This is a genomic window from Thermogemmatispora aurantia (assembly GCF_008974285.1).
GTDB classification, from domain to species: domain Bacteria; phylum Chloroflexota; class Ktedonobacteria; order Ktedonobacterales; family Ktedonobacteraceae; genus Thermogemmatispora; species Thermogemmatispora aurantia.
The window spans coordinates 244,533-266,179 of record NZ_BKZV01000003.1 but is presented as its reverse complement, the minus strand read 5'-3'; the positions used below and the strand labels follow the sequence as shown (position 1 = coordinate 266,179).

General features: G+C 61.3%; 20 protein-coding genes. 14 read left to right on the top strand and 6 right to left on the bottom strand.

The window, feature by feature from the left end; translation table 11 throughout:
* Positions 1-107 precede the first annotated feature (107 nt).
* The 5 genes from KTAU_RS10815 to KTAU_RS10795 all read left to right on the top strand — a co-directional run bounded on the left by KTAU_RS10815 (position 108) and on the right by KTAU_RS10795 (position 6,286).
* Positions 108-1,607, top strand: a complete 1,500-nt coding sequence (locus tag KTAU_RS10815) for a pyridoxal phosphate-dependent decarboxylase family protein (protein ID WP_228026404.1) — start codon at positions 108-110, stop codon at positions 1,605-1,607.
* A 79-nt stretch (positions 1,608-1,686) separates the two neighbouring features.
* The gene (locus tag KTAU_RS10810) at positions 1,687-2,871 is read left to right on the top strand and encodes a cysteine desulfurase family protein (RefSeq protein ID WP_151728400.1); all 1,185 of its coding nucleotides are present in this window, start codon (positions 1,687-1,689) and stop codon (positions 2,869-2,871) included.
* A 426-nt stretch (positions 2,872-3,297) separates the two neighbouring features.
* Complete coding sequence (locus KTAU_RS10805) at positions 3,298-4,509, top strand: aminotransferase class V-fold PLP-dependent enzyme (RefSeq protein WP_151728399.1); 1,212 nt, start codon at positions 3,298-3,300, stop codon at positions 4,507-4,509.
* A gap of 102 nt (positions 4,510-4,611) precedes the next feature.
* Positions 4,612-5,025 carry a zinc ribbon domain-containing protein gene (locus tag KTAU_RS10800; protein ID WP_151728398.1) on the top strand — a complete coding sequence of 138 codons (414 nt, stop codon included), beginning with the start codon at positions 4,612-4,614 and terminating at the stop codon, positions 5,023-5,025.
* Positions 4,970-6,286: a WD40/YVTN/BNR-like repeat-containing protein gene (locus KTAU_RS10795; protein ID WP_170293219.1), complete on the top strand. Its 1,317-nt coding sequence runs from the start codon at positions 4,970-4,972 to the stop codon at positions 6,284-6,286. The genes KTAU_RS10800 and KTAU_RS10795 overlap by 56 nt, the downstream gene beginning before the upstream one ends.
* 65 nt (positions 6,287-6,351) lie before the next feature.
* On the opposite strand, the gene KTAU_RS10790 is transcribed toward KTAU_RS10795, so the two are convergent.
* Positions 6,352-6,816 (bottom strand): hypothetical protein, encoded by a 465-nt coding sequence (locus KTAU_RS10790; RefSeq protein WP_112426361.1) that lies wholly within the window; start codon positions 6,814-6,816, stop codon positions 6,352-6,354.
* Positions 6,817-7,271: 455 nt separating this feature from the next.
* Between KTAU_RS10790 and KTAU_RS10785 the strand changes: the two genes are divergently transcribed.
* Together KTAU_RS10785 and KTAU_RS10780 are read left to right on the top strand one after the other, a co-directional pair.
* Positions 7,272-7,694, top strand: a complete 423-nt coding sequence (locus KTAU_RS10785) for a response regulator (RefSeq protein ID WP_151728396.1) — start codon at positions 7,272-7,274, stop codon at positions 7,692-7,694.
* Between the two features lie 463 nt (positions 7,695-8,157).
* Positions 8,158-8,895 carry a ZIP family metal transporter gene (locus KTAU_RS10780; RefSeq protein WP_170293218.1) on the top strand — a complete coding sequence of 246 codons (738 nt, stop codon included), beginning with the start codon at positions 8,158-8,160 and terminating at the stop codon, positions 8,893-8,895.
* A gap of 60 nt (positions 8,896-8,955) precedes the next feature.
* Here KTAU_RS10780 and dgoD read toward each other — a convergent pair whose 3' ends face one another.
* Entirely contained in the window at positions 8,956-10,167 is a 1,212-nt protein-coding gene (gene dgoD / locus KTAU_RS10775; RefSeq protein ID WP_151728394.1) for a galactonate dehydratase, read from the bottom strand.
* A gap of 142 nt (positions 10,168-10,309) precedes the next feature.
* Here dgoD and KTAU_RS10770 point away from each other — a divergent pair, with 142 nt between their 5' ends.
* From KTAU_RS10770 to KTAU_RS10745, 6 genes are all read left to right on the top strand, one after another.
* Positions 10,310-11,107 carry a FadR/GntR family transcriptional regulator gene (locus KTAU_RS10770; RefSeq protein ID WP_151728393.1) on the top strand — a complete coding sequence of 266 codons (798 nt, stop codon included), beginning with the start codon at positions 10,310-10,312 and terminating at the stop codon, positions 11,105-11,107.
* Between the two features lie 269 nt (positions 11,108-11,376).
* Complete coding sequence (locus KTAU_RS10765; RefSeq protein WP_174844064.1) at positions 11,377-12,471, top strand: sugar ABC transporter substrate-binding protein; 1,095 nt, start codon at positions 11,377-11,379, stop codon at positions 12,469-12,471.
* Between the two features lie 437 nt (positions 12,472-12,908).
* Complete coding sequence (locus KTAU_RS10760) at positions 12,909-13,937, top strand: ABC transporter permease (RefSeq protein ID WP_151728392.1); 1,029 nt, start codon at positions 12,909-12,911, stop codon at positions 13,935-13,937.
* Positions 13,934-14,725 carry an ATP-binding cassette domain-containing protein gene (locus KTAU_RS10755; protein WP_151728391.1) on the top strand — a complete coding sequence of 264 codons (792 nt, stop codon included), beginning with the start codon at positions 13,934-13,936 and terminating at the stop codon, positions 14,723-14,725. The genes KTAU_RS10760 and KTAU_RS10755 overlap by 4 nt, the downstream gene beginning before the upstream one ends.
* A 193-nt stretch (positions 14,726-14,918) precedes the next feature.
* The gene (locus KTAU_RS10750) at positions 14,919-15,908 is read left to right on the top strand and encodes an LLM class flavin-dependent oxidoreductase (protein WP_151728390.1); all 990 of its coding nucleotides are present in this window, start codon (positions 14,919-14,921) and stop codon (positions 15,906-15,908) included.
* 186 nt (positions 15,909-16,094) lie between these two features.
* The gene (locus KTAU_RS10745; RefSeq protein WP_170293217.1) at positions 16,095-17,075 is read left to right on the top strand and encodes a S1C family serine protease; all 981 of its coding nucleotides are present in this window, start codon (positions 16,095-16,097) and stop codon (positions 17,073-17,075) included.
* A 245-nt stretch (positions 17,076-17,320) separates the two neighbouring features.
* On the opposite strand, the gene msrA is transcribed toward KTAU_RS10745, so the two are convergent.
* Positions 17,321-17,884, bottom strand: coding sequence for a peptide-methionine (S)-S-oxide reductase MsrA (gene msrA, locus KTAU_RS10740; RefSeq protein ID WP_151728388.1), 564 nt, complete (start codon positions 17,882-17,884; stop codon positions 17,321-17,323).
* A gap of 352 nt (positions 17,885-18,236) precedes the next feature.
* Here msrA and KTAU_RS10735 point away from each other — a divergent pair, with 352 nt between their 5' ends.
* Entirely contained in the window at positions 18,237-18,569 is a 333-nt protein-coding gene (locus KTAU_RS10735; protein ID WP_151728387.1) for a hypothetical protein, read from the top strand.
* 71 nt (positions 18,570-18,640) lie between these two features.
* Here KTAU_RS10735 and KTAU_RS10730 read toward each other — a convergent pair whose 3' ends face one another.
* The 3 genes from KTAU_RS10730 to KTAU_RS10720 form a co-directional block, all read right to left on the bottom strand.
* A complete protein-coding gene (locus tag KTAU_RS10730; protein ID WP_151728386.1) occupies positions 18,641-19,552 on the bottom strand; it encodes a class I SAM-dependent methyltransferase in 912 nt (303 codons plus the stop codon).
* A 365-nt stretch (positions 19,553-19,917) separates the two neighbouring features.
* The gene (locus tag KTAU_RS10725) at positions 19,918-20,670 is read right to left on the bottom strand and encodes an SDR family NAD(P)-dependent oxidoreductase (RefSeq protein ID WP_112426390.1); all 753 of its coding nucleotides are present in this window, start codon (positions 20,668-20,670) and stop codon (positions 19,918-19,920) included.
* Positions 20,671-20,902: 232 nt separating this feature from the next.
* Positions 20,903-21,517 (bottom strand): TetR/AcrR family transcriptional regulator, encoded by a 615-nt coding sequence (locus KTAU_RS10720; protein ID WP_170293216.1) that lies wholly within the window; start codon positions 21,515-21,517, stop codon positions 20,903-20,905.
* Positions 21,518-21,647: the final 130 nt, after the last annotated feature.

Sequence of the window (21,647 nt, the reverse complement as noted above, 5' to 3'; positions counted from 1 at the left end):
CACCAGCGCGGTAAACCGTGCTCTGAGCGACCGACGGCTTCAAGCGGGGAGCCAGCCAGGCGGCAGTGGCGAGGCGATCGATGTTGAGAGGAGCAGGAACCCTGACCATGCAAGAAAGAGAGCAGAAGCGGGCAGCCCTTGATCCTGCCCAACAAGAGCAGGCCACCGGCGACATGGACCCGGCCAGCTTTCGCCTCTATGCCCACCAGGTGGTCGACTGGGTTGCCGATTATCTAGAGCACGTTGGCGACTATCCCGTCCTTGCGCGCACGCAGCCGGGCGATATCCGGAGGGCCTTACCGGCCCAGCCGCCGCAGCAGCCCGAATCGATGCAAGCCATCCTCGCTGACTTTGAGCGCGTTCTCCTGCCCGGCATCACTCACTGGAACGCGCCTGGCTTCATGGGCTTCTTCGGCATTACCGGCTCCGGCCCGGGCATTCTTGGCGAACTGCTCACCGCGGCCCTCAACGTTAACGCCATGCTCTGGCGCACTTCTCCGGCAGCCACGGAGCTAGAGCAAGTGGCGCTCGACTGGCTGCGACAGATGCTCGGCCTGCCCGAGCCACTCTTTGGCGTCATTAATGATACCGCTTCCGCCGGTACGCTCTACGCCCTGGCGGCGGCGCGCGAAGCCCTCAGCGATCTCCAGATCCGTCAGCGCGGCATGAGTGGGCGGCCCGAGGTGCCGCGTCTGCGCTATTATGCCTCTCAAGAAGCTCACTCCGCTGTCGACAAGGCAGGCATCGTTCTGGGCGTTGGTTTGGAAGGCCTGCGCAAGATTCCCGTCGACGACGAGTATCGCCTGGACGTTGCCGCCCTGGAGCGAGCCATCAAGGAGGACCTGGCCGCTGGCTGGCGGCCCTTCGCCGTTGTCGCAACCGTTGGCACCACTTCCACCACCAGCGTCGATCCGGTGCCGGCCATTGCTGATCTCTGTGAGCGCTACGGCCTCTGGCTGCACATCGACGCCTCATACGCCGGCTCTGCCGCGCTGCTGCCGGAGTATCGCCACATTCTGGCCGGCTGCGAGCGTGCCGACAGCTTTATTGTCAATCCCCACAAGTGGCTCTTCACGCCGCTGGACTGCAGTGTCTTCTTCACCCGCAAGCCTGAGATTGTCAAGGCCACCTTCAGTCTGGTGCTGGAGATTCTGCGCACCGACGAGGAGGCTCCCAATCTGATGGACTATGGCATCTCGCTCGGGCGGCGCTTCCGCGCCCTGAAGTTATGGATGATTATGCGCTACTTTGGACAGGAGGGTCTGCAGGCGCGTCTACGCGAGCACATTCGCCTCGGGCAGCTCCTGGCCCAGTGGATCGATGGGTCGCCCGATTTCGAGCGCCTGGCACCCGCTCCTTTCAGCACCGTCTGCTTCCGGGCCCATCCGCGCGGACTTGACGACGAGGAGCAGCTGACGGCTCTCAACGAGCGCCTTCTCAATCGCATCAACGGAGCGGGTCACTACTTTCTCTCGCATACCAGGCTGCGTGGCAGATATAGTTTGCGGGCCGCCATCGGCAATCTGCGCACCAGCGAGGAGACCGTGCGTGGTCTGTGGCAAGAGCTGCGGGAGGGGCTGGAGGCTGAGCTGGCCCGGCGCTCCTGAACTGCTCAAGGAGAGCGGAACTGCTCAAGGAGAGCGAACAAGGCCGGATCAGGAGAGAAGGAAGGAGGCAGAAGCCAGCATGAGCCTGCGGCATCCAGGGCTGCGTACCGATCTGATCTATCTGGACTACAATGCCACTACGCCGGTTGATCCTGCCGTCGTTGAAGCCATGCTTCCTTACCTGCGCGAGCATTTTGGCAATCCCTCCAGCGCTCACAGCTATGGCTGGATGGCCCATCAGGCTCTCGAACGCGCGCGGTCTGAGGTAGCTGCGCTGCTCGGCTGCACCCCAGGAGAAATTATCTTCACTGGGGGCGGCTCCGAGAGCGACAACCTGGCCATTCGGGGGGTGGCCCTGGCGCGGCGGGAGCAGGGTAACCACATCATCACCCAGGTCACCGAGCATCCAGCTGTGCTCAATACCTGTCGCGCGCTGGAGCGGCTCCACGGTTTCCGCGTCACTTATCTGCCGGTCGACGAGTACGGACGCGTCTCCCCAGAACAGGTCGAGCGGGCGATTGATCGGAGCACAGTGCTGGTCAGCATCATGCATGCCAACAATGAGACCGGCACTCTGCAGCCGCTGGCTGAGATCGCGGCCATTGCTCACCGTTACGGCGCGCTCATGCACAGCGATGCTGCCCAGAGTGTGGGCAAGATCTCCACTCCTGTTGCCGAGCTGGGTGTAGATCTGCTCACGGTGGCCGGGCACAAGCTCTACGCTCCCAAGGGGGTCGGCGCCCTCTATGTGCGTCGCGGCCTGGGCCTTGACCTGGAGCCGATCATTTATGGGGGAGGGCAGGAGCGTGGCCTACGGGCTGGAACCGAGAACGTGGCGGCCTGTGTGGCCCTGGGTGCTGCCTGCCGTCTGGCAGCGGAGCGTCTGCCCTCAGAGAGGACGCGGCTGCGGCGTCTGCGCGACTTGCTCTGGCAGCGCCTGCGCGAAAGCCTGGGCGAACGTGTCCAGCTTAACGGCCATCCCGATGAGCGTTTGCCCAACACACTCAATGTGAGCGTCAGTGGTCTCAGCGGCGAAGAGGTCCTGGCGGCCACGCCGGAAGTGGCCGCTTCCACGGGCTCCGCCTGTCATGAGGGCAGCACCGACCCGTCGCCTGTCCTCCTGGCGATGGGCCTGAGCCGTGAACGCGCCCTGGGCGCCCTGCGTCTCACACTCGGACGTTGGAGCAGCGTTGACGAAGTCGAACGGGCCGCCGTCTCGCTGCTGCGCAGCGTCGGTGCCCTGGCCCGCAATGTGCGTCCCTAGGACCTGAGAAGACCGGTCCCTGGTTCTGTCTCCCCCGTTGGTTGTGCTTCACCAGGAGATGGGAAGACAAGCGACGACGGATCTGGTATACTCTGGGCTGGCAACGGGGGCTAGCGCTGATCAGGTGGATGAGGTGGGAAAGGCAACAAGCCACCAAGCAAGACCAGCATGCTCTCCCCTGTGTACACGAGCAGCGCTAGAATAGATAGAGAGCAGGAGCAAAGGCAGCAGCGCGAGCGAAGCCAAATTCTGGCTATGGCCAGCGCGATCTGGCTGAGATGAGGACCGGTAGCCGGGTCATACAGCCTGCTGTCGGTCGAACACCTGCCCCGGCCCGACTGGCTTGTGGCTGAGGCTTCCCTCCCAGCCGTTGCCCAGGGGTGACCCGCCTAAAACAAGACACGAGCAAGCAAGGAGCAAGCAGCCATGACCACGGATGCGTCGCGTGTGCCGTATCCTGTACCACCTGCGGTAGAGCACCCTGAGCTAGAGGCCTACCGAAAGGAATTCCCCATTCTCCAGCGCAAAACCTATCTCAATAGCTGCTCGCTGGGGGCCCTCTCGCAGCGCGGGATGGCGCGCCTGGCCGAATTCACCGAGCGCTGGAATGAGTGGGGGGCGCATGCCTGGTACGAGATCTGGCTAGGCGAGCTAGAGCGGGCGCGGCGCCAGTTTGCGGCCATCATCGGCGCAGAGCCGCACGAGGTTGCCCTCGCCCCCAATGTCTCCGTGGCTCTCGGGGCGATTGCCAGTGCTTTCGACTATCGCCAGCGCAACAAAGTGGTACTGGCCGACATGGATTTTCCTACCCTCGCCTACCAGTGGCTGGCCAAGCGGCGCCTGGGCGTTGAATGCGTTTTTGTCGAAAGCCCCGATCGCATCTGCACGCCCCCTGAGCTGTTTGAGGAGAAGGTAGACGAGCGCACCCTGCTGGTAGCCACCTCGCGCGTCTTCTATACCAGCGGTTATATTCAGGACGTGCGGGCAGTGGCCGACATTGCTCACAAGCAGGGGGCCTATCTTCTGATCGACGATTACCAGGGTACGGGGCAGATTCCCATCGATGTCGAAGCAATGGACATCGATATTCTGGTCAGTGGCACTCTCAAGTGGTTGATGGGTGGCCCTGGTCTGGCCTTTGTCTATATCCGCGAGGGGCTGCTCTCGCAATTAGAGCCGACGATCGCTGGTTGGTTTGGCCATCGCCAGCAGTTCCAGTTCAAGACGAAGGAGCTGGAATTTCGCCCAGATGCAGCGCGGATCGAGCTGGGGACGCCGGCGGTTCCGTCTGTCTACGTTGCCAACGCCGGTATGGAGATTGTATGCGAGATTGGCGTTGAGACCATCTGTGAGCGCACACGCTACCTGACCAATGACCTGATTGCGCGGGCGCGCGAGCGTGGCTGGCAGGTGCGTGCTCCCCATGAGCCGGAGCGACGCAACTCGATCGTCATGCTAGAGATGGCGCAGCCCGAGCAGATCGTCGCTGAGCTGATCAAACGCAATATTATTGTCGATTCGCGCCCTGGCCTTGTGCGCATCTCTCCTTATTTTTACAACACTATCGAGGAGAACGCTATGATCATCGCGGCACTCGAAGAGATTCTGGAAGAGCGGGGCCGCGGCGGTCAGGGCTAGATCGGAAAGGAGCGAAACCAGGCTCTGCGACGGTTCGTTCTATTTCTGTATGCAAGAGGCAAGCAAGCATGACAAGCACAAAGGACGTAAGGGAGGAGAGCGATGGTCTGTCCTGAATGTCATGCCAGCTGCGCGCCGGAGGACCAGCGTTGTCCGGCCTGCGGTGCTGAGCTGGTCATCCCGGTCTCTCGCAGCCTGGTGACCAGGCCTCGACCAGCCCTGGCTCCACAGCGGCGGCAGTGGCCGGCGCTCCTGCGCGGTCCGGTGCAGGGGGTAGCCGCCGGAGTAGGGGCCCTGGCTGTGGGCGTGGGCCTGGAGCTCCTCCGGCGGCGCCTGATCGCCCTTCTGGTACGCCCTGCCGGGGCAAGGCACCAGGCTGCTCAGGTCCTGCCGCTGTTGAGCCATTTGAAGCCGCTGGGGCCGGTGGCATCTGAGAAGGCCCCTAAGCTACCACGGGGCTATGAGATTCACGAAACGGTTGTCTACGTCGAGCGAGTCATTCGCCGTCGTTCATAAGGCGCGGTCGCGGCGAAGGCTGCGCTCATTACTCTTGCGGGCACTGGTACTTGGGCTGTTGCTGCTCCTGGCGTCCTGTGCTCCCAGCAGTGGCATCCTCGCCGGCGGTGCCTGGGAATCCACGGGCCTGCAGCGCGAACACATCCGGACTCTGGTGGCGAACGCTGCAGATCCGGCTCAGCTCTATGCCGGCGATGCCCATGATGGTATCTTTGCCAGCAGCGATAGCGGTCAGCACTGGCTGCCCCGTAATCAGGGTTTGCCCCTGCCGCTGGCCGTCAATGCCCTCAGCTTTGATGCCAGCGAGCGCCGCCTCTATGCAGCCACCAGCCGCGGCGTTTTTGTCAGCAGCGACGGTGGAGGGCACTGGCAGGCAGTCAATCAGGGGCTGCCGGCAGATAGCTGCACGGCCCTGGCCATCGACGTGGAGCACGCCAGTGTGCTCTACATCGGGACGGCTCACCACGGCGTTTTTGTCAGCAGCGATGGCGGAGAACACTGGCGCGCGGCCTCTCGGGGACTGCCGGCGAACCTTCCGATCAATGACCTGGCCTATGTCAGCGATCAGGGTCAACTCTGGGCGGCCACCGTTGGCGGCGTCTATCGCTCGGACAACGGTGGGCAGAGCTGGCGCTCGCTCAGCCAAGGCCTGCCTGCGGGGATCACCATCTACCGCGTGCGTCCGGCGGCCCTCAGCGGAGGAGATCCGAACCTGGTCTTCGCTGGCAGCGATCAGGGCATCTTTCTCTCGCACAACAACGGCGCGAGCTGGCAGCGCAACAAAGAGGGCCTGGCGCGCGTCAGCGTGCGGGCTATCCTGATCGACTTTCGCAGTCCGACCACTATTTACCTGGGAACCAGCATCGGCGTCCTGCGCAGCAACGACAGCGGCCAGGTCTGGAGCGCAGTGATCGGCGGTGATCTTCCCAAGGATCGGCAGGTCTACGCCCTGACTCTGGGTGCCAGCGACTACAGTCAGCTCTACGCTGCTGTGGATGATGTCTATATTTTCCCAGGCAGCAGCGGCGGCTGGAATACCAACGCTTTCGTCCCTCTGCTCCTGGCTGTTGCTTTCTTCGCCTTGCTCTACTGGCTCACGCGCAGCAACCGTCGGCATCGGCGCGGGCTGCTCGGCGCGGCGCGGCCCACAGCGGGACCCAGTGACCAGCCACCCACGCAGCAGGAGGAGCAAGAGCCGGAGCTACCGTCTACTCTCCTTCCTCGCCGGCAGGAAGGACCGCCGCCTCCTGACCAGAGATAGAGGCAAGGAGCGCAAGGGGCAGGCGGTGCTCCTCCGTGGATAGCACCTCGTAGCGATCGAAACGCTCATGGGTGGTGACTACCGATATAGGCTACCAGCAAATAAATCAAATAGAGTAAGATGCAGACCAGGAGAATGGCGCCATAGCAGGTCAAGGTCCAGGCACGGCGCGTATTAAGCGCCTGGCGCAGTTGCTCCTCCATGTCGGGGGGATCAAACTGAATATGGGGCGCCAGCTCGCGCAGACGCGGCAGCATCGCGCGAAAATCGCGCACATTGCTCATTCCCTCGGCCAGCATGACGGTCTCGTTCTCGTCAAGATCGGCCAACAAGATCAGCTTGGCGGGATTGGGGTCGCCTGGCATCAGAATCAGACGCTGAATCTGCGCCAGTGGAATGCGCGTCTCCTCCCCCTCCTCGCGTTTCACCACCGCCAGCTCCTCTGGATAAAGCTGAATTTCCTTTCCCAGGCCGAAGCGGACCACGCTAACGGGGAGTGTTTTGCTCTGTTCCTGTTCGCTCTCGCTCATACGTTCCTTGTAACGTAACATTCGCATCCTGATGGCTGGCTCGCCCCCTAGTGCTGCTGTATTTCTTCCCCTGCCCTGCCGCGACAGGCCACACTCAACCAGGTTGGGCCGAGCCAAAGCAGAGTCCCCTGATGTGAATGAAGGCAGAACCCGGCTGAGAATAACGTGGTAACGGCGCCTCAGAGCGGCAGAACAGCCACAATGCAGCAGCGAACTGCCTCGTCTGAAGGCATTGTACAGCATCGAAGCCGGCCCGTCGAGGCGAAGTGAGCTACCTCCTTGTCCCCCGCCCTGGTGCAACACTATCTTGACATGCGTCTATCAAGAACACTACAATCTTGAACGGGATGTGTTGAGCAAAGCAGAAGCATTACCAGATTTGCAGGGTGTTGTCTGTATCCTTTTGTAGGAAGAGCGGACAACAGATCTGCTTTCTTAAAGAAGAAGGTAGCAACATGGCGCAGGTTGGCCTGCTGGAAGATAATCCGCGCATTGCGAAGCTCTGCGTGACCTTTCTCGACTTTGCTGGTCATCGCGTGGTACATTATCGACATCCCCGCGAGTGTCTGGAAGCTCTCCTTGCGGATAAACCCGCTGGGACGGAAGCCGAAGGGCCGGCTGCTGATTCTCTACCGATCGATCTCCTCATCCTCGATCTTTACATGCCCGATATGGCTGGCGAAGATGTTCTTCGTCAGCTCCGGGCCCATCCGCACACGCGTAATCTGCCGCTCATTCTCTGCACCGCGGCGCCAGCCAGCGAGATTGAGCAAGCCAAAAGCATCGCTCCTCGGGCGGTGGTCGTCGAAAAACCCTTCAAGCTTCAGACACTGACCGCGGCCATCGATGCGTTACTGAGCGCCCCCAACGCAGTCTGAGAGCAGGGCGGAGCGAACCTGAGCGAAATGGCCCTGCGCCAGGCAAGGGAGCGCAGGCAGCATTCCCTCAGCCTTACGCTTGTCCCAGCTTCTCCCGGAGAGAGAGGGCGAAGCGATGCGATGATGCCAGGCGCTGCCGCCAGTGGCCTGGCCAGTCTCCCTCATCCCTTCCTTCCGCCAGCCTCCTCGCCTCTGCACCCGGCCTCATCCTCCCGTTGAGTTGAGGTCCCGGCGCTCCCTCGAGCGCGCTCGCCTCTCTGGCGCTTTCAGACTGACAAGCAAGCGACTTTCGGGAGTAAGAGTATCAGAAATGCATTGCTTTGAAAAGGAACAATATGGTATCACTTTTAGAGAAAGGACCAGGACGGATTGGCCTCCTGGGAGTGTGCCGCCAGCGCTGGCGGTGACATCGCTGAGGATCTCTCTCAGTCGGCCTGTTCCCAGTTCAGGAGTGAAAACCCGGATGAGCACGATTTGGCTATCAATTATCGCCTTCTGCTCCACCTGTGCAGGAGGAATCGTCGCCTTGAGGCAACGGGAACAGCTCCAGCAGGTCATGGCCTTCGCCGCCGGCGCACTTGTCGGCCTGGCCGCCTTTCAATGGTTGCCGCGCCTCTTCAGTGTGCTGGCCCTACTACCGAACGAACGCTTTGCGGCGTTTGTCGCCCTGGCCGGCGGTTTCTTCGCCTTTCATCTGCTTGAAAGGTTGGCCCTGCACTGGCAAGCGGAGCAGTGCGAGGTCCCGGCTGTCGCCGTGGGGCGGCCTCTTCTCGGCATTATCTCCGTGTTGCTCTTCTCACTGCATCGCCTGCTCGAAGGAGCGACCATCAGCCTTGGCTTCATCGTCAACCCGGCTACTGGGCTGCTCCTGGCCGGGGCCATCATTCTCCACAACCTCGTCGAGGGCCTCAACGCCGTTGTCCTCTTACTGGCCAACCGCAGCAGCCGCCGGCAGGCGTTTGCCTGGCTGCTCTTCTTTGCCTGCACGCCCCTGGTGGGGGCTCTGGCGACCATCTGGATCAGCCTGCCAACCGCGCTTCTGCCGCGCTACCTGGGCTTCTTTAGTGGCTTCCTGCTCTATCTAGGAGCCAGTCATCTCTTACCGGCGAGTCAACGCCCCAACGAGCCGTGGTCGCTGCTGTGGACACTGGCTGGAGCCGGCGCGGCCCTCCTCATGACCGTCCTGCTCCAGCCCATCTAAGAGAGAGGAGAGGAGTTCATCAGCCCTCAGCGCAGCGGAGCGGCTTGTCTCAGTCGCTGGTCAGGAGGCTGTCGGCGATGGTGGCTGCTCGGCAGAAGAAGCGCCAGATCCCGGCAGCGGTGGCTGCACCGCCTGGCGCAGGTGCCAGTTTTCCGCGAACAGATTAAAGAAAATGCGCTGGCGTGGGTGGGCGGCCACAAAAGCCTCATCGAGTGTCACTCCCAGGCCCGGCCCTTTGGGGAGCGAGAAATAGCCGTCGACCACCGCGGGATTACCCGGAGCTGCCTGCTTGACCCACTCCTCATTGAGATCGTTAAAATGCTCCTGGATCTTAAAGTTGGGGATCACAGCGGCCAGGTGGAGGGCCGCCGCTGTCGAAACCGGGCCGCCGACGTTGTGGGGGGCCACCAGCAGATAGTAGCATTCCGCCCAAGCGGCCAGCTTGCGTATTTCCAGGATGCCGCCGCAGTGCGTAATATCGGGCTGAATAATATCGGCAGCCTGCAGCTCAAAGAGCGGGCGAAAATCGTAGCGCGTATGCAGGCGCTCGCCAGTTGCGACCGGAATCGTCACCTGCTCGGCCACCTTCTTGAGCGCCGCCAGGTTTTCAGGCGGGACCGGCTCCTCAATCCAGGAGGGTCTGAACGGAGCCAGCTCGCGGGCCATCTCCACCGCTGTCGCTGGATTAAAGCGCCCATGCATCTCGATCAGCAGCTCCACATCTGGACCCACAGCGTCGCGCACTGCTTCCACCAGGGCTACCGCCTTGCGCTTCTCTGCCGGCTCCAGCTCATAGAAACCTGAGCCGAACGGATCGAGCTTTAAGGCACGATAGCCGTACTCGACCACGCGCCGCGCCGCCCGGTGGAACTCCTCCGGTGTACGCTCGACTGTATACCAGCCATTGGCATAAGCCTTGATGCGCTCGCGAACCGGGCCGCCCAGTAGCTCATAGACCGGGCGTCCCAGGGCCTTGCCCACGATATCCCAACAAGCGATCTCAATGGTGGCAATGGCCGACATGGCAATCTCGCCGGCGCGGGCATAATCGTTGCGATACATACGCTGAACCAGATCCTCAATGTGGCGCGGATCGTGGCCGAGCACATGGTTAGGCACGGCCTCGGCCAGGTAGCCCAATAGGGCATCAGTATGATTGAGCATGCGCACCTCACCGACCCCTTCCAGTCCCTCATCGGTAATCACACGCACAAAGGTCAGATTGCGCCAGGCGGTGCCCATCACGTGGGTCTTGACATCGACAATTTTCATAACGGTACCCGCTAGCTCCTCTAGAGGTAATCGGATCGACGGTGAACGGCACCACGAAGCGGACTCCGTCAATGGACGGCTTGACAGAGGCCGCTTCCCTATATTATCATACCGTTAAATTGTATGACAATTGTGGAGGCAGATGGCAAGAACCTTTCGTTCGCTCAGGCGGCAGAACCTGTCCGCGCAGGTTGTGCGGGAGATCGGGTTGAGCATCATGCGTAAGGAATTTCAGCCAGGAGATGCCCTGTTGAGCGAACCAGAACTGAGCCAGCAGTTCAACGTCAGCCGTCCGGTCTTGCGCGAAGCGCTCAAAGTGCTGGCGGAGAAGGGGCTGATTGAATCGCGCCCCCGGACGGGGACACGTGTGCGTCCCCGGACGGACTGGAACCTGCTTGATCCTGAAGTGCTGACCTGGCAGTACGAGGTGGGGCCTGACCCAGCCTTTCTGGAGGCGGTCTGTGAAGTGCGCCTCATGTTTGAGCCGATGACGGCACGGCTGGCGGCCTCGCGGGCGACTGCCGAAGAGATAGAGACCATCGAGCGAGCGTGTGGCCGGCTGGAGGAGCTGGTTGAGGAAGCCGAGCCCTACATCGAGGCCGACCTGGCCTTTCACAGCGCCATCTGTGCCGCGGCCCACAATGAGCTGTTACAGCGCATTGTGGCCACGCTAGCGGCCCCCTTGCGCGCCAGCCGTCTGGTGACGGCGCGCCTGCCAGGGGCTAATCGGCGCACGATGCCGCTCCACCGGCGCGTTGCTGAGGCCATTCGCCAGGGTCAGGAACTGGCCGCCGAGGAGGCTATGCGCCAACTCATTGTCTTGACCACCGAGGATGTGCACCGGGCCCTGGGCTATAGCGGCACCGGCCCCAATCTGTCGCTGAGCACTTGCCCTGGCCATGGCAAGGCGCCAGCTACTACCAGGGAAGGAGGTGAGTAATCCAGCACCAGCGCAGCCATCCCTCTTCATCATGATATAGATGAATATCGATGATAAGGCTGCTGGAGAGCACGAGCATCCGTACGAGGTTGTAGGGACCCGGGAGCAAGAGCGCGAATCAATCAGCCAAGCGACTGAAGCGAGGAAAGCAAGCAAGCCAACAGCAAGGAGGAGGCTCTCCTTGTCAAGTTTCGTCGCTCGCTCGGAGTGAGCCTTCCCAGGCAATCGCTCTGTCTGTCAGGCGACTAGAAGGAACTGGAGGTCCAGCCGTGGAAGGATCAAGCTTTTCAGCGTATTTCGAGCGTCTTCCTCTCAGACGACGGCGTCTGCTGCAGACCGCGCTAGCCGGAGGGGCCGGGGCCACACTGGCCTCGGCGCTGGCGGCCTGTGGTGGCCAGTCATCGAGCAGCTCGCCCACGGGAACGGAGGGCAACTTCCCCAGCCATCCGAAATGGAACTTTGTCTTCATCAATCACGTCACCACCAATCCCTTCTTCGTCCCCACCCAATACGGCATACAGGATGCCTGCGCCCTCGTCGGCTGTACCTATCAATGGACAGGCTCGGCCAACAGTATTGTCAAGGAAATGGTGGATGCCTTCAACGCAGCCATTGCCGCCAAAGCCGACGGCATTGCTGTGGCCATCATCGACCCCACTGCCTTTGATGATCCGGTCAATCGCGCTCTGGATGCGGGCATTCCGGTGGTGGCCTACAACGCCGATGCCCCAGCCGGGAGCAAGAACCGGCGCCTGGCCTACATTGGTCAGGATCTCTATCAATCGGGCTATCGCATGGGACAGCGCATCGTCTCCCTCGTAGGCAGTGGCGACGTTGTAGGCTTCATCGCCACCCCTGGCTCACTCAACATTCAGCCGCGCATCGACGGTGCCAAGCAAGCTATCCTGGACTCCAAAGCGCCGATCAACTTTGTTGAGGTCGCGACGGGAGCCCAGGTAGAAGAGGAGCTGTCGCGCATCGAAGCCTACTATTTGGGTCATCCCAACCTCAAAGGCATGTTTGCCGTCGATGCGGGCAGTACCCAGGGCGTTGCCCAGGTGATGGAGAAATACAACCTGGCGTCCAAGGGAGTGCATGGCGGCGGCTACGATTTGTTGACCAAGACCCTCCAGGAGATCCAGGCTGGCAACCTCGATTTCACGATCGATCAGCAGCCCTACCTGCAGGGCTTCTACCCGGTGATCCAGCTCTTCCTCTACCTGCTCTCGGGCGGTCTGATGGTGCCTTCCGACACTGACACCGGCCTGCTCTTTGTCACCAAGGAGAACGTTGGCCCCTATCTACGCACGCAGACGCGCTTTGAGGGCAGTTCCTCGAAAGAGCAACTGGTGCCGCGCTCGTGAAGGGGCGTGAGCCCACGGACAGAAGAAGACTAGCCGGGAAGCCGACCTATTGAGAGCTGCCTGGCTGTCTGTCTGCTGCCTCTCTCTCCCCGGCTAGCGGACGGCCAGCCAGGTAGTACTTTGGCAAGAGGGTAATTGGCAAGAGGGTAAGATAAGCTGCGGAATCTGTAATGCTGGCGTGCTGGCGCTTCTCTGAACTGGCTCCCTGGGCCTGCCTGACGGGTGGTAGCCTCTCCTAGGGGAAGAGGAGTGAGAAAGCGGCGAGGGCTTACAGATTCCTATCCTATAGGACATACTATTACTGTCTGCTCCTCAGTTGAAAGGGGGGAGCACCATCTGCCTGGCGAGATAGCCTAGCAACGTGCGAGCAGGCTGGAGCTTGAGAGGGCGGAAGGCAATCAGAAGGTAGACAGCACACAACAAGAAGGAGCATCGCAATGGCCGAAAATGTGCTTTCTGCTCCGCCGGTGCAGACGGAGCCGGAACCGACGCCGGAGCGGCCCAATCCCTGGCTCCGAGTGGCCCGTCTCTTCCTGCGGCAGCGTGAAGCCAGCATTGTGGTCGTGGCCATCGCCCTGATCATTTACTTCCAGTTCTCCAATCAAGCCTTTCTGTCAACGCAGAACATCAGGACGCTCTCCCAGTTTGTGGCTGCGACCGCCATCATTTCCGCCGGTGAGGTTATGCTCTTAATCTGTGGTGAGATCGACCTCTCGGTGGGTCAAGTCTACGCCCTGGCGCCATTCATCATGTACTTTGCCAATCAGGCGGGCCTGCCGCTGCTGGTGGGGCTGATTTTGGGGCTGATCGTCTGTGCGCTCGTGGGGCTGTTCAATGGCCTGATTACCGTTATGCTGAAAGTGCCCTCTTTCATCACGACCCTGGGCACTCTCTTCCTGATCAATGGCCTGACGCTGACCATCTCTCAGGGTTTCCCGGTCTTGACGCCCTCGGAGGGGCTGATCAATGAAATCTTGGGGCACGCCTCCTACTCGGAAATCATCTGGGCCATTGCTATCACCGTCGTCATGCAGATTGTGCTCTCCTGGACTCGCTGGGGGCTGCACACGGTGGCGACCGGCGGCAATCTGCTAGGAGCCAGCGAGGTGGGTGTCAATGTAGCGCGTATCAAGATTGGCAATTTCATGCTTTGTAGCGTACTCGGTGGCTTCGCGGGCATCCTGGAGGCTTTCCGCATCACCTCGATTGATCCCCTGGCTGGTGGCACCGACATCATGTTCATGGCGGTAGCCGGCGCGGTCATCGGGGGAACAGCCTTGACCGGCGGCCTGGGCACGATTGTCGGGGCCTTCTTGGGCACGCTCGTGCTCTCGATCTTGCGCGATGGCTTTACCCTGCTCGGGGTCAGCGCCTTCACGTTTGATATTATCCTGGGGGCGGCCATTCTGGTGGCGATGATTTTGAACGTTCGCCTGCGACTATGGCGGGAGGCAGGGCGCGAATGAGTGAGTCTGCAACGACAGAGGTGATCCGCACGGAGGGGCTAGTCAAGCGCTTTGGGGCGGTGACAGCTCTCAATGGCGTCAGTCTCTACCTGCGCCAGGGTGAGGTTCTGGGCCTGGTCGGCGACAATGGGGCCGGCAAGTCGACACTGATCAAGATCCTGACGGGCTTCCTGCAGCCTGATGAGGGCCGCATCTTTATCGACGGTAGGGAGGTCCGCCTGCGCTCGGTCTCCCATGCACGTTCACTGGGCATCGAGACTGTCTATCAGGATCTGGCCCTAGTAAATGAATTGAGCGTTTATCATAACATGTTTCTCAAGCGTGAGACGCTGCTGAATCCTTTGCCGCTGCTCAATAATTGGCGCATGCGCCGCCTGGCACGCGAGTATCTGCAGAGTATGGGAGTCAATATCCCCTCGGTCGATACGGAGGTGGCCCAACTCTCGGGAGGGCAGCGTCAATCGATTGCTATTGCGCGCGCGGTCTACTCACAGGCGCGCATTTTGCTGCTGGATGAGCCGCTGGCGGCGATGGGGGCCAAAGAAGGCAGCCTGATTATGAATCTGATTCGTACGCTCAAGAGCGAGAGTCAGGTTTCGATCATTATGATCGCCCACAACTATGCCCAGGTACTGGAGATCTGTGATCGCGTCAATCTCCTGCAGCACGGGCGTATTGCCCTGGATAAGCCAGCGGGGCAGACGTCGGTTGAGGAGCTGACAGAGCTGGTGATGCGTGAATATCGGGCCGGGGCCAATCAGCGTCAGCAGCCGTTGGCTGGTCGCTAGTCTGCTTCTAGCTTGAACGATTGATCTACGTGCGCGGTTTCGGTCCGCCGGGAGCGCTCTCTTGGCTTGACAGGGCTGCTTGCTGGGTGCTATGTTGCACGGCAGGAGAGGGCCTGCTAAGGCTGCTCTCCTCTTGCATGAGAACTGGTAGCTGCCGCGAAGGCACTACCAGATAGAGGAAGAGAGAAGACCTATGCAGCAAGAGAGCACCGCTTCTGCTCACGGACAAGGAAATGCTAACCAGCCGGCGCGCGAGCGTGTTGGGCTGGCGCTCTTTGGGCGCGCCGGTGTGCCTCATCTTCTAGAGAGGCTTCGTCAAGCCGAGCAGGCTGGGGTGCGCCAGTTCTGGATGACGCAGCTGCCAACCTCGCCGGATACTCTGACGCTGTTTGCCGCGGCTCTGGTGCAGACGGAGCGCATCCGCCTGGGAACGGCGATTGTGCCGACCTACCCGCGGCATCCCCTGGTGATGGCCCAGCAGGCTTACACGCTGGAGGAGCTGGGGCCGGGCCGCCTGCGCCTTGGAGTAGGGACCAGCCATCGCCACTCGATTGAGGGGGTCTACGGCTTCTCGATGGTGGAGCCGTTGGAGCAGCTCCGCGAGTATGTGAGCATCCTGAGAGCGGCGCTGTGGGATGGCACTGTGGACGTTCAGGGGCGCTTCTACACGGCGCACGCCGCCTTTCCGCAGCCGGTGCGCGTTCCCATTCTGATCTCTGCTCTGCGCAGCCGGGCCTTTCGACTGGCGGGCGAGTTAGCCGATGGTGCCATTTCGTGGATGTGCCCCCATCCCTATCTATTGGAGAAGGCCAGGCCGGCTCTGGTCGAAGGCGCCACCTCACGCGGGCGCCCGGTGCCGCCCTTGCTGGCCCACGTTCCGGTGGCGTTGGGAACGGATTGGCAGGCAGTCCTGGAGGCAGCGCGCAGTCATCTCGGCTTTTATGGGCGCGCGCCCTTCTATCGCAACATGTTCGCAGATGCGGGCTATCCCTTGGGGGCCGATGGCCTCTTGCCAGAAGAATTGATCAGGAATCTGGTTGTGTGGGGTGATGAAGCCAGCGTGGCCGACCGCCTGCGTGAACTGCTGGCTCAGGGGCTTGATGAACTGATCGTGACGCTGGTGCCTCTAGCCGATGACCGGCGCGAGCTGGTGCAGCTCATGGAGCTGCTGGGCAACCTCTAGCCAGCGATCGGACGGGCGCCCTGCCCTGGGAGAGAAAAGCCAGTCGAAGTGAGGCTCTCCCCAGGTGCCCGGGTGCCTCCTCTGTCCTTTGATGCGGGTATGTGATACAATAGGAAGCAATCTCATTGCTTCGCGGCCTCGCACGCTCGGCGAAAAATGGGGTTCCACGTCAGAAAGCTTGCAGCTATGATGGAAACAGAAGAACGAGATGCACAGGCCCTCGATGCCTATTCGCGTGCGGTAACAACGGCAGCGGAGCGGGTGGGGCCGGCGGTCGTGCGAATTGACGTTGAGCGCGGCGGGCTGCGCTGGCCATACCTTTCCCCGGCCTACGGGGGACCCGGTTTCGATGCAACCGGGCTGGGTTCAGGCTTTCTCTTTGCCTCCGATGGGCAGGTGCTTACCAATGCCCACGTTGTCGAGGGCGCGCGGCGCATTCGAGTGACGCTGGCCGATGGGCGCTCCTTTGATGCTGGTCTGGTCGGTACCGATGCTGATGCCGATGTTGCTCTCCTGCGTATCGGCGCGGACCGCCTGCCGGTTGCTGAGTTTGGACGAGGGAAGCTGCGGGTAGGCCAGCTGGTGATCGCCGTAGGCAATCCCTACGGCTTGAACTGGACTGTGACGGCAGGTGTCGTCAGCGCCCTCGGGCGTACCCTGGAGGGGCGTGGAGGGCGCCGCCTCACCAATCTCATTCAGACCGATACTCCTATCAACCCAGGAAACTCGGGCGGCCCACTGGTTGACAGCTCCGGGCGGGTCGTGGGTATGACGACCGCAATGGTGGCACTGGCCCAGGGACTGGGTTTCTCGATTCCGTTGGAGGCGCTTCAGGGGGCTATTGCGCGCATCACGCGGGGGGGGACAGTACGAACGGGTAGCGTCGCCTTGGGAGTTGGAGGAATGCGTGTCCAGCTTGATCCTGCCCTGCGGCGGAGTCTCCAACTCAGCCAGCCCAGTGCCATGGAGTTACTGGAGGTCCACCGCGACAGTCCTGCTGAGCGAGCTGGTCTGCGCCGCCTCGACCTCATCGTGGCTGCCGACGGTGAGCCAGTCACTGAGCCACGCGACCTGCAACGTATTGTGCGGCGCCATGTGCCCGGTGATCGCCTGGTTGTGAACTTCCTGCGCGATGGCAGGTTGCGCCGGGTAACCGCTGTCCTCTAAGAGCGACCGCCTCGCAGCGGACCCGGCTGTTGCCGCTGTTCCGCTCCCAGTCATCAACGAAGCAGAAGGTGACCCCAGGCAGGCCCTCTTGGCTGGTTCTTACGAGCGTTGCAGAGAGGGCGAGCCGGGAGAGGATACCTGAAACAATCAGACAGGTGTCTGCTCTCCCCCTCTGGGGTCACCGCTCTTCCGTTCGCTCCCGAACTCGGCTCCCAGCGCATACAGACGTGGCCCTCTCTGGTGGGCTACGCGTGCGCCTGGTCTTCCTTAACGACCGGAGTGTACTCCCTCAACAGCTTCTGCACCTTGGGTGTAATGACTATCATGCAGTAGGGCTGGTTAGGGTGACGATCGTAGTAGTCGCGGTGATAATCCTCTGCCGGATAGAAGTTGCTGAAGGGCACAATTTCTGTCACGATCGGGTCGCGGTAGGTCCGCGCCTGCTCCAGAGCCTCCTTCGAAGCCAGGGCGATGCGTCGCTGCTCATCGTTGTGGTAGAAAATGGCTGAGCGGTACTGTGTCCCGACGTCGTTCCCCTGACGATTGAGCGTTGTGGGATCGTGGGTATGCCAGAAGATGTCAAGTAGCTGTTCGTAGGAAATCAGGTGCGGATCGTAGCGAATCTGAACGGCCTCGGCGGCGCCAGTCTTTCCCGAGCAGACCTGTTCATAGCTGGGATTCGGAACCTGGGAGGCGGCATAGCCTGGTGTCACACTCACCACTCCTTTGACGCGCTTGAAGACCGCTTCGGTGCACCAAAAGCAGCCTCCCGCGAGCGTGGCCAGCTCCAACTGGTCGTGGTCACTCATAGAACACCTCATTTCTCACACGTTCTCTCTGCGTCCCTGTACTCTATCACAGTCGGTGGGCTGGTCACAATCTCAGCCGTGAGCGCCAAGAGCGATAGATGCTGATGTAGAAGATCCCTCCTGCTGACCTGGCAGTTCTGCCTGTTCGCTGCAGTCTCTTTTCTCCAGCGGGAGAGACCTGTCTCCCGGGGAGCTACTTAGCTCGTGAGTATGGGTGAAGCTGGGCGCCCTTTCCTTTTCACGGAAGCCCGAGGCAAGCGTCATTACAAAGTGTTGGGAGAGTGGCAACACTCTTCCTGGGGTGACGAAAGAACGAGTGTAGGCGCCGTGAAGCACAAAGGAGCGAAACACGATGCTGCCCTTTCTCATGCTGATCGTCTGCATGCTATTGCTTGGCGGCCTGGTGGTTCTCTGCTATCTCTATCTGCGCTGTGGCCTGGGCCGGCCACGGCTCACGCCTCTCAGCCGCTGGCCTGGGCACTGGCGGGCCAAGGCCAGCGCTGGTAGACCGCACTATCCGGCAGAGCCGATCCAGCCGACCATGAACGATGAGAGTCTGCTGCTGGCCGTCGACATCGCCGTAGACGAAACCAGCCGTCAGGCCCGCCTCATCGCCTTCCTCCTGCTCAGCGGTCTCCTCCTGAGTATCCTTCTACTCCTGCTGGCTCTTGGAAGCCAGCTCTAGCCCACGATCACACTGGGGCGAGTTGGAGCCAGGCCAGACCGTGTCGGAGGAGTGGGGACAAGCCAGGGAACTCAGGCCGGAGATGACGCTGTTGGCTTCTGGCCCCAGACTGTCACCAGGGTCCAGAGAGCGCAAAAATCGTCCTGCTGCATCTCTGCCAGAGCCTGCTGCATCTGACGCTGTAGCTCCTCACGTTCGATCAATCCGGTGCCCAACAAAAACGGTTGGATCAGCTCCAAGCCCATCAGGCAGTCTTTAAAGAGGCCATAGTAGGCAAGGGTATCGATTGACCATTCGATGGCGGTCGCATGGAGGCGTACCTGCTGGAAGCCGGCCTGGCGCAGCAAGCGTGGCAGTACAGGAGTGATACCGACATGGCGTCCATCAGGCGAAAAACTGCGACCAGCCATCTTCAGCACGCGTGTTCCCAGCTCGTGCAATGCGCTCAGCGTTGGGCTGGTTGTCAGCGACAGCTCGCCTTCGGTTAGACGGAGTACGGCGCCTGGCTTCAGCAGGCGATACCCTTCGGCCACCAGATGTGGCCAGGCTGAGGGCAGCATGAAGCCAGACAGCAGGCGGCCATTCACCAGATCAAAAGCTGTCTCGGGGAAGGCCAATGGTTCGGTGACATCCATGACCTGAAAGCTGGCATTGGCCAGGCGGCGTGTCTGGGCCTGGACCGTCGCGTACTCCACTACTGTCGGACTGATATCGACCCCAATCACCTCGGCATCGGGATAGGTGCGCGCCAGGTCCAGGACCCAGCCACCTGGGCCGCAGGCCAGGTCAAGCACTCTGGCCGCTGGCGGTAGCGTCAGCCCCTCGGGGAAGAGGCCGCCCATACCCTCGGTGATGATGCGCTCCTGCATCGTCAGGCGAGCCAGTTCGCCTGGATTCTCGGGATCGATCACATACGTATGCCGGCGCTTGGCCAGTGCCTCGCCAGACTGGTGCTCTGCTGGTTGCTCCGCTGAACTGCTCATGGTCTACCTGTTCCTCATCATCGCTCTGGTAGAAGAGAGGAAGGCTACAGCTTCTGTGCAAGCCGGAAAGCGGCGCCATCGCGCTTGCTCAGCTCTTGAGAAGCAAGCGCCCCTCCTGCTTGCCATTCTTACTCTGACCTACCAGGATAGCATTACTGCTGACCGGTGGACAAGCTCAGCAATTGATGCAAATGCGGTCTGAGCACGCAGAAGCCGAGCAACGGTGCGGAACGCAGAGAGCTGCAGTCTCCATAATAAGGGAGGAGCGCGGTGGTAAGGCAGAAGCCAGCGAGAAGCCAGCAATAGGCCACCGCGCTCACTGGAACTGGAGTCAAAGCGGAGCCAGAGGGAAGAGCGAAGCGTGGCTAATCCATGAGCATACCGCCGTTGACATCCAGCACCAGACCGGTGATCCAATTCGAGGCAGGGGAAGCCAGGAAGAGGATCGCCTCAGCGATATCGCGCGGATCGCCCAGGCGGCCCAGGGGGGACATCTCATCGCGATAAGGGTGCCCGATGGTCATGTCGGTCCAGACCGGGCCGGGAGCCACGGCATTGACATAGATTGCATGGGGAGCGCCAGCCTTCGCCACCCACTTAATAAAAGAATGAACGCCACCCTTAGCGGCCACATAATGGGGGCCGGAGATCACGCCGCCGACCTTCCCGGCGACCGAACCTACACATACAATCTTCCCATAGCCGCGGGCCTTCATATGGGGATAGACCGCCTGCACACAGAGGAACGTGCCCCGCAGATCAATGGCCAGCACCCGATCCCATTCTTCCACCGTCATCGCCTCCAGATCTGTCCGCGAGACCACCCCGGCGCAGGTGACCAAAATATGGGGGGCGCCGAGGCGGGCCACGACCTCATCAATCGCCTGGCGCACCTGCTGCGCATCGGACACATCACAATGCACACTCAACGCGCGCTGGCCCAGCGCCTCCACTGCCTGCACCGTCTCCGTACAGGGAAGCACATCCAGGGCGGCCACGCTGGCCCCTTCGCGGGCCAGCACCCGGGCGGTGGTCTGGCCGATGCCGCGCGCCGCGCCGGTGACCACCGCCACCTGACCGCTCAGGTTAATCCGATCACTAACAGGAGCTGCTGCCATAAGAGAACCGCCTTTCGCTGCATCGCTTCACTTTGCCTCAATGCACACACAACACAACCAGCAGCGCCCAAACAGCAGCCAGGATCAGCAAGCCACAACGCGTACTCAAGGCACTCCCTGTGGCTGTCCCGGCTCGTACTGGGTACTGCATCACAGCTGGCCATCCACTCGCCGCGCGGCAAGTAAGCAAGCGAGAGAAGAATGGACTAGTCGCGCGGCGGGCCGATGCCGATCAGCCAGCTTGTGGGCTGGCTGAGGTCTCCGGGGCCTGGCTCTGGTTGTCTCCCTGGGCAATGCCGCGCAAGAAGATGGAACTAAAGGTAGCCGCAATCTCTTCGGGGGAGAGGCGTCCCTCGGGATTGAGCCATTGATAGGCATAGTTGTGCATGCCCAAGAAGCCGAGGCAGGTCACCGAGACATCCAGGGGCCGAAAGAGGCCCTGCTCAACACCGCGCTGTAGAGCCGCGCGGATGTAGCCCTCAAAGCGCTTGCGCTTCTCCCGAATCGCCGCGGCCCGTTCGGGAGAGAGCGCCCGCCACTCATTCAAGAAGACAGTCACGTAGGGCCGGTAGTCGGCGATGACGCGCATCAGAATACAGCTCAGAGTGCGCAGAGCATCGCGTGGGTCCATCTCGGCACTCAGGCGTCGCTCTGTCTCCTCTAGCAAGGGATTAATGAACTGCTCATGTACCCAGAACAGAAGCTCATCCTTGCTTTCGATATGGTGGTAGAGGCTGGCCTTGCCCAGCCCCAGCGCTTCGGAGAGGTCACGTACGCTGGTACCGTGGTAGCCATGCCGGGCGAAGAGCTGAGCAGCTACCTCGATAATATCGCGCTTACGCGCCACGGGAACCCTCCTCTCTGAACGCGGGGTGGGAGGCAGGGGGCCGGCCTCTGCTCCCTCGACAAACTGTCAGTCACCATCAGCGTGCCCCAAATTGATTTTCTGCACTGCAGCAAGCAAAGGCGGCGTTGAT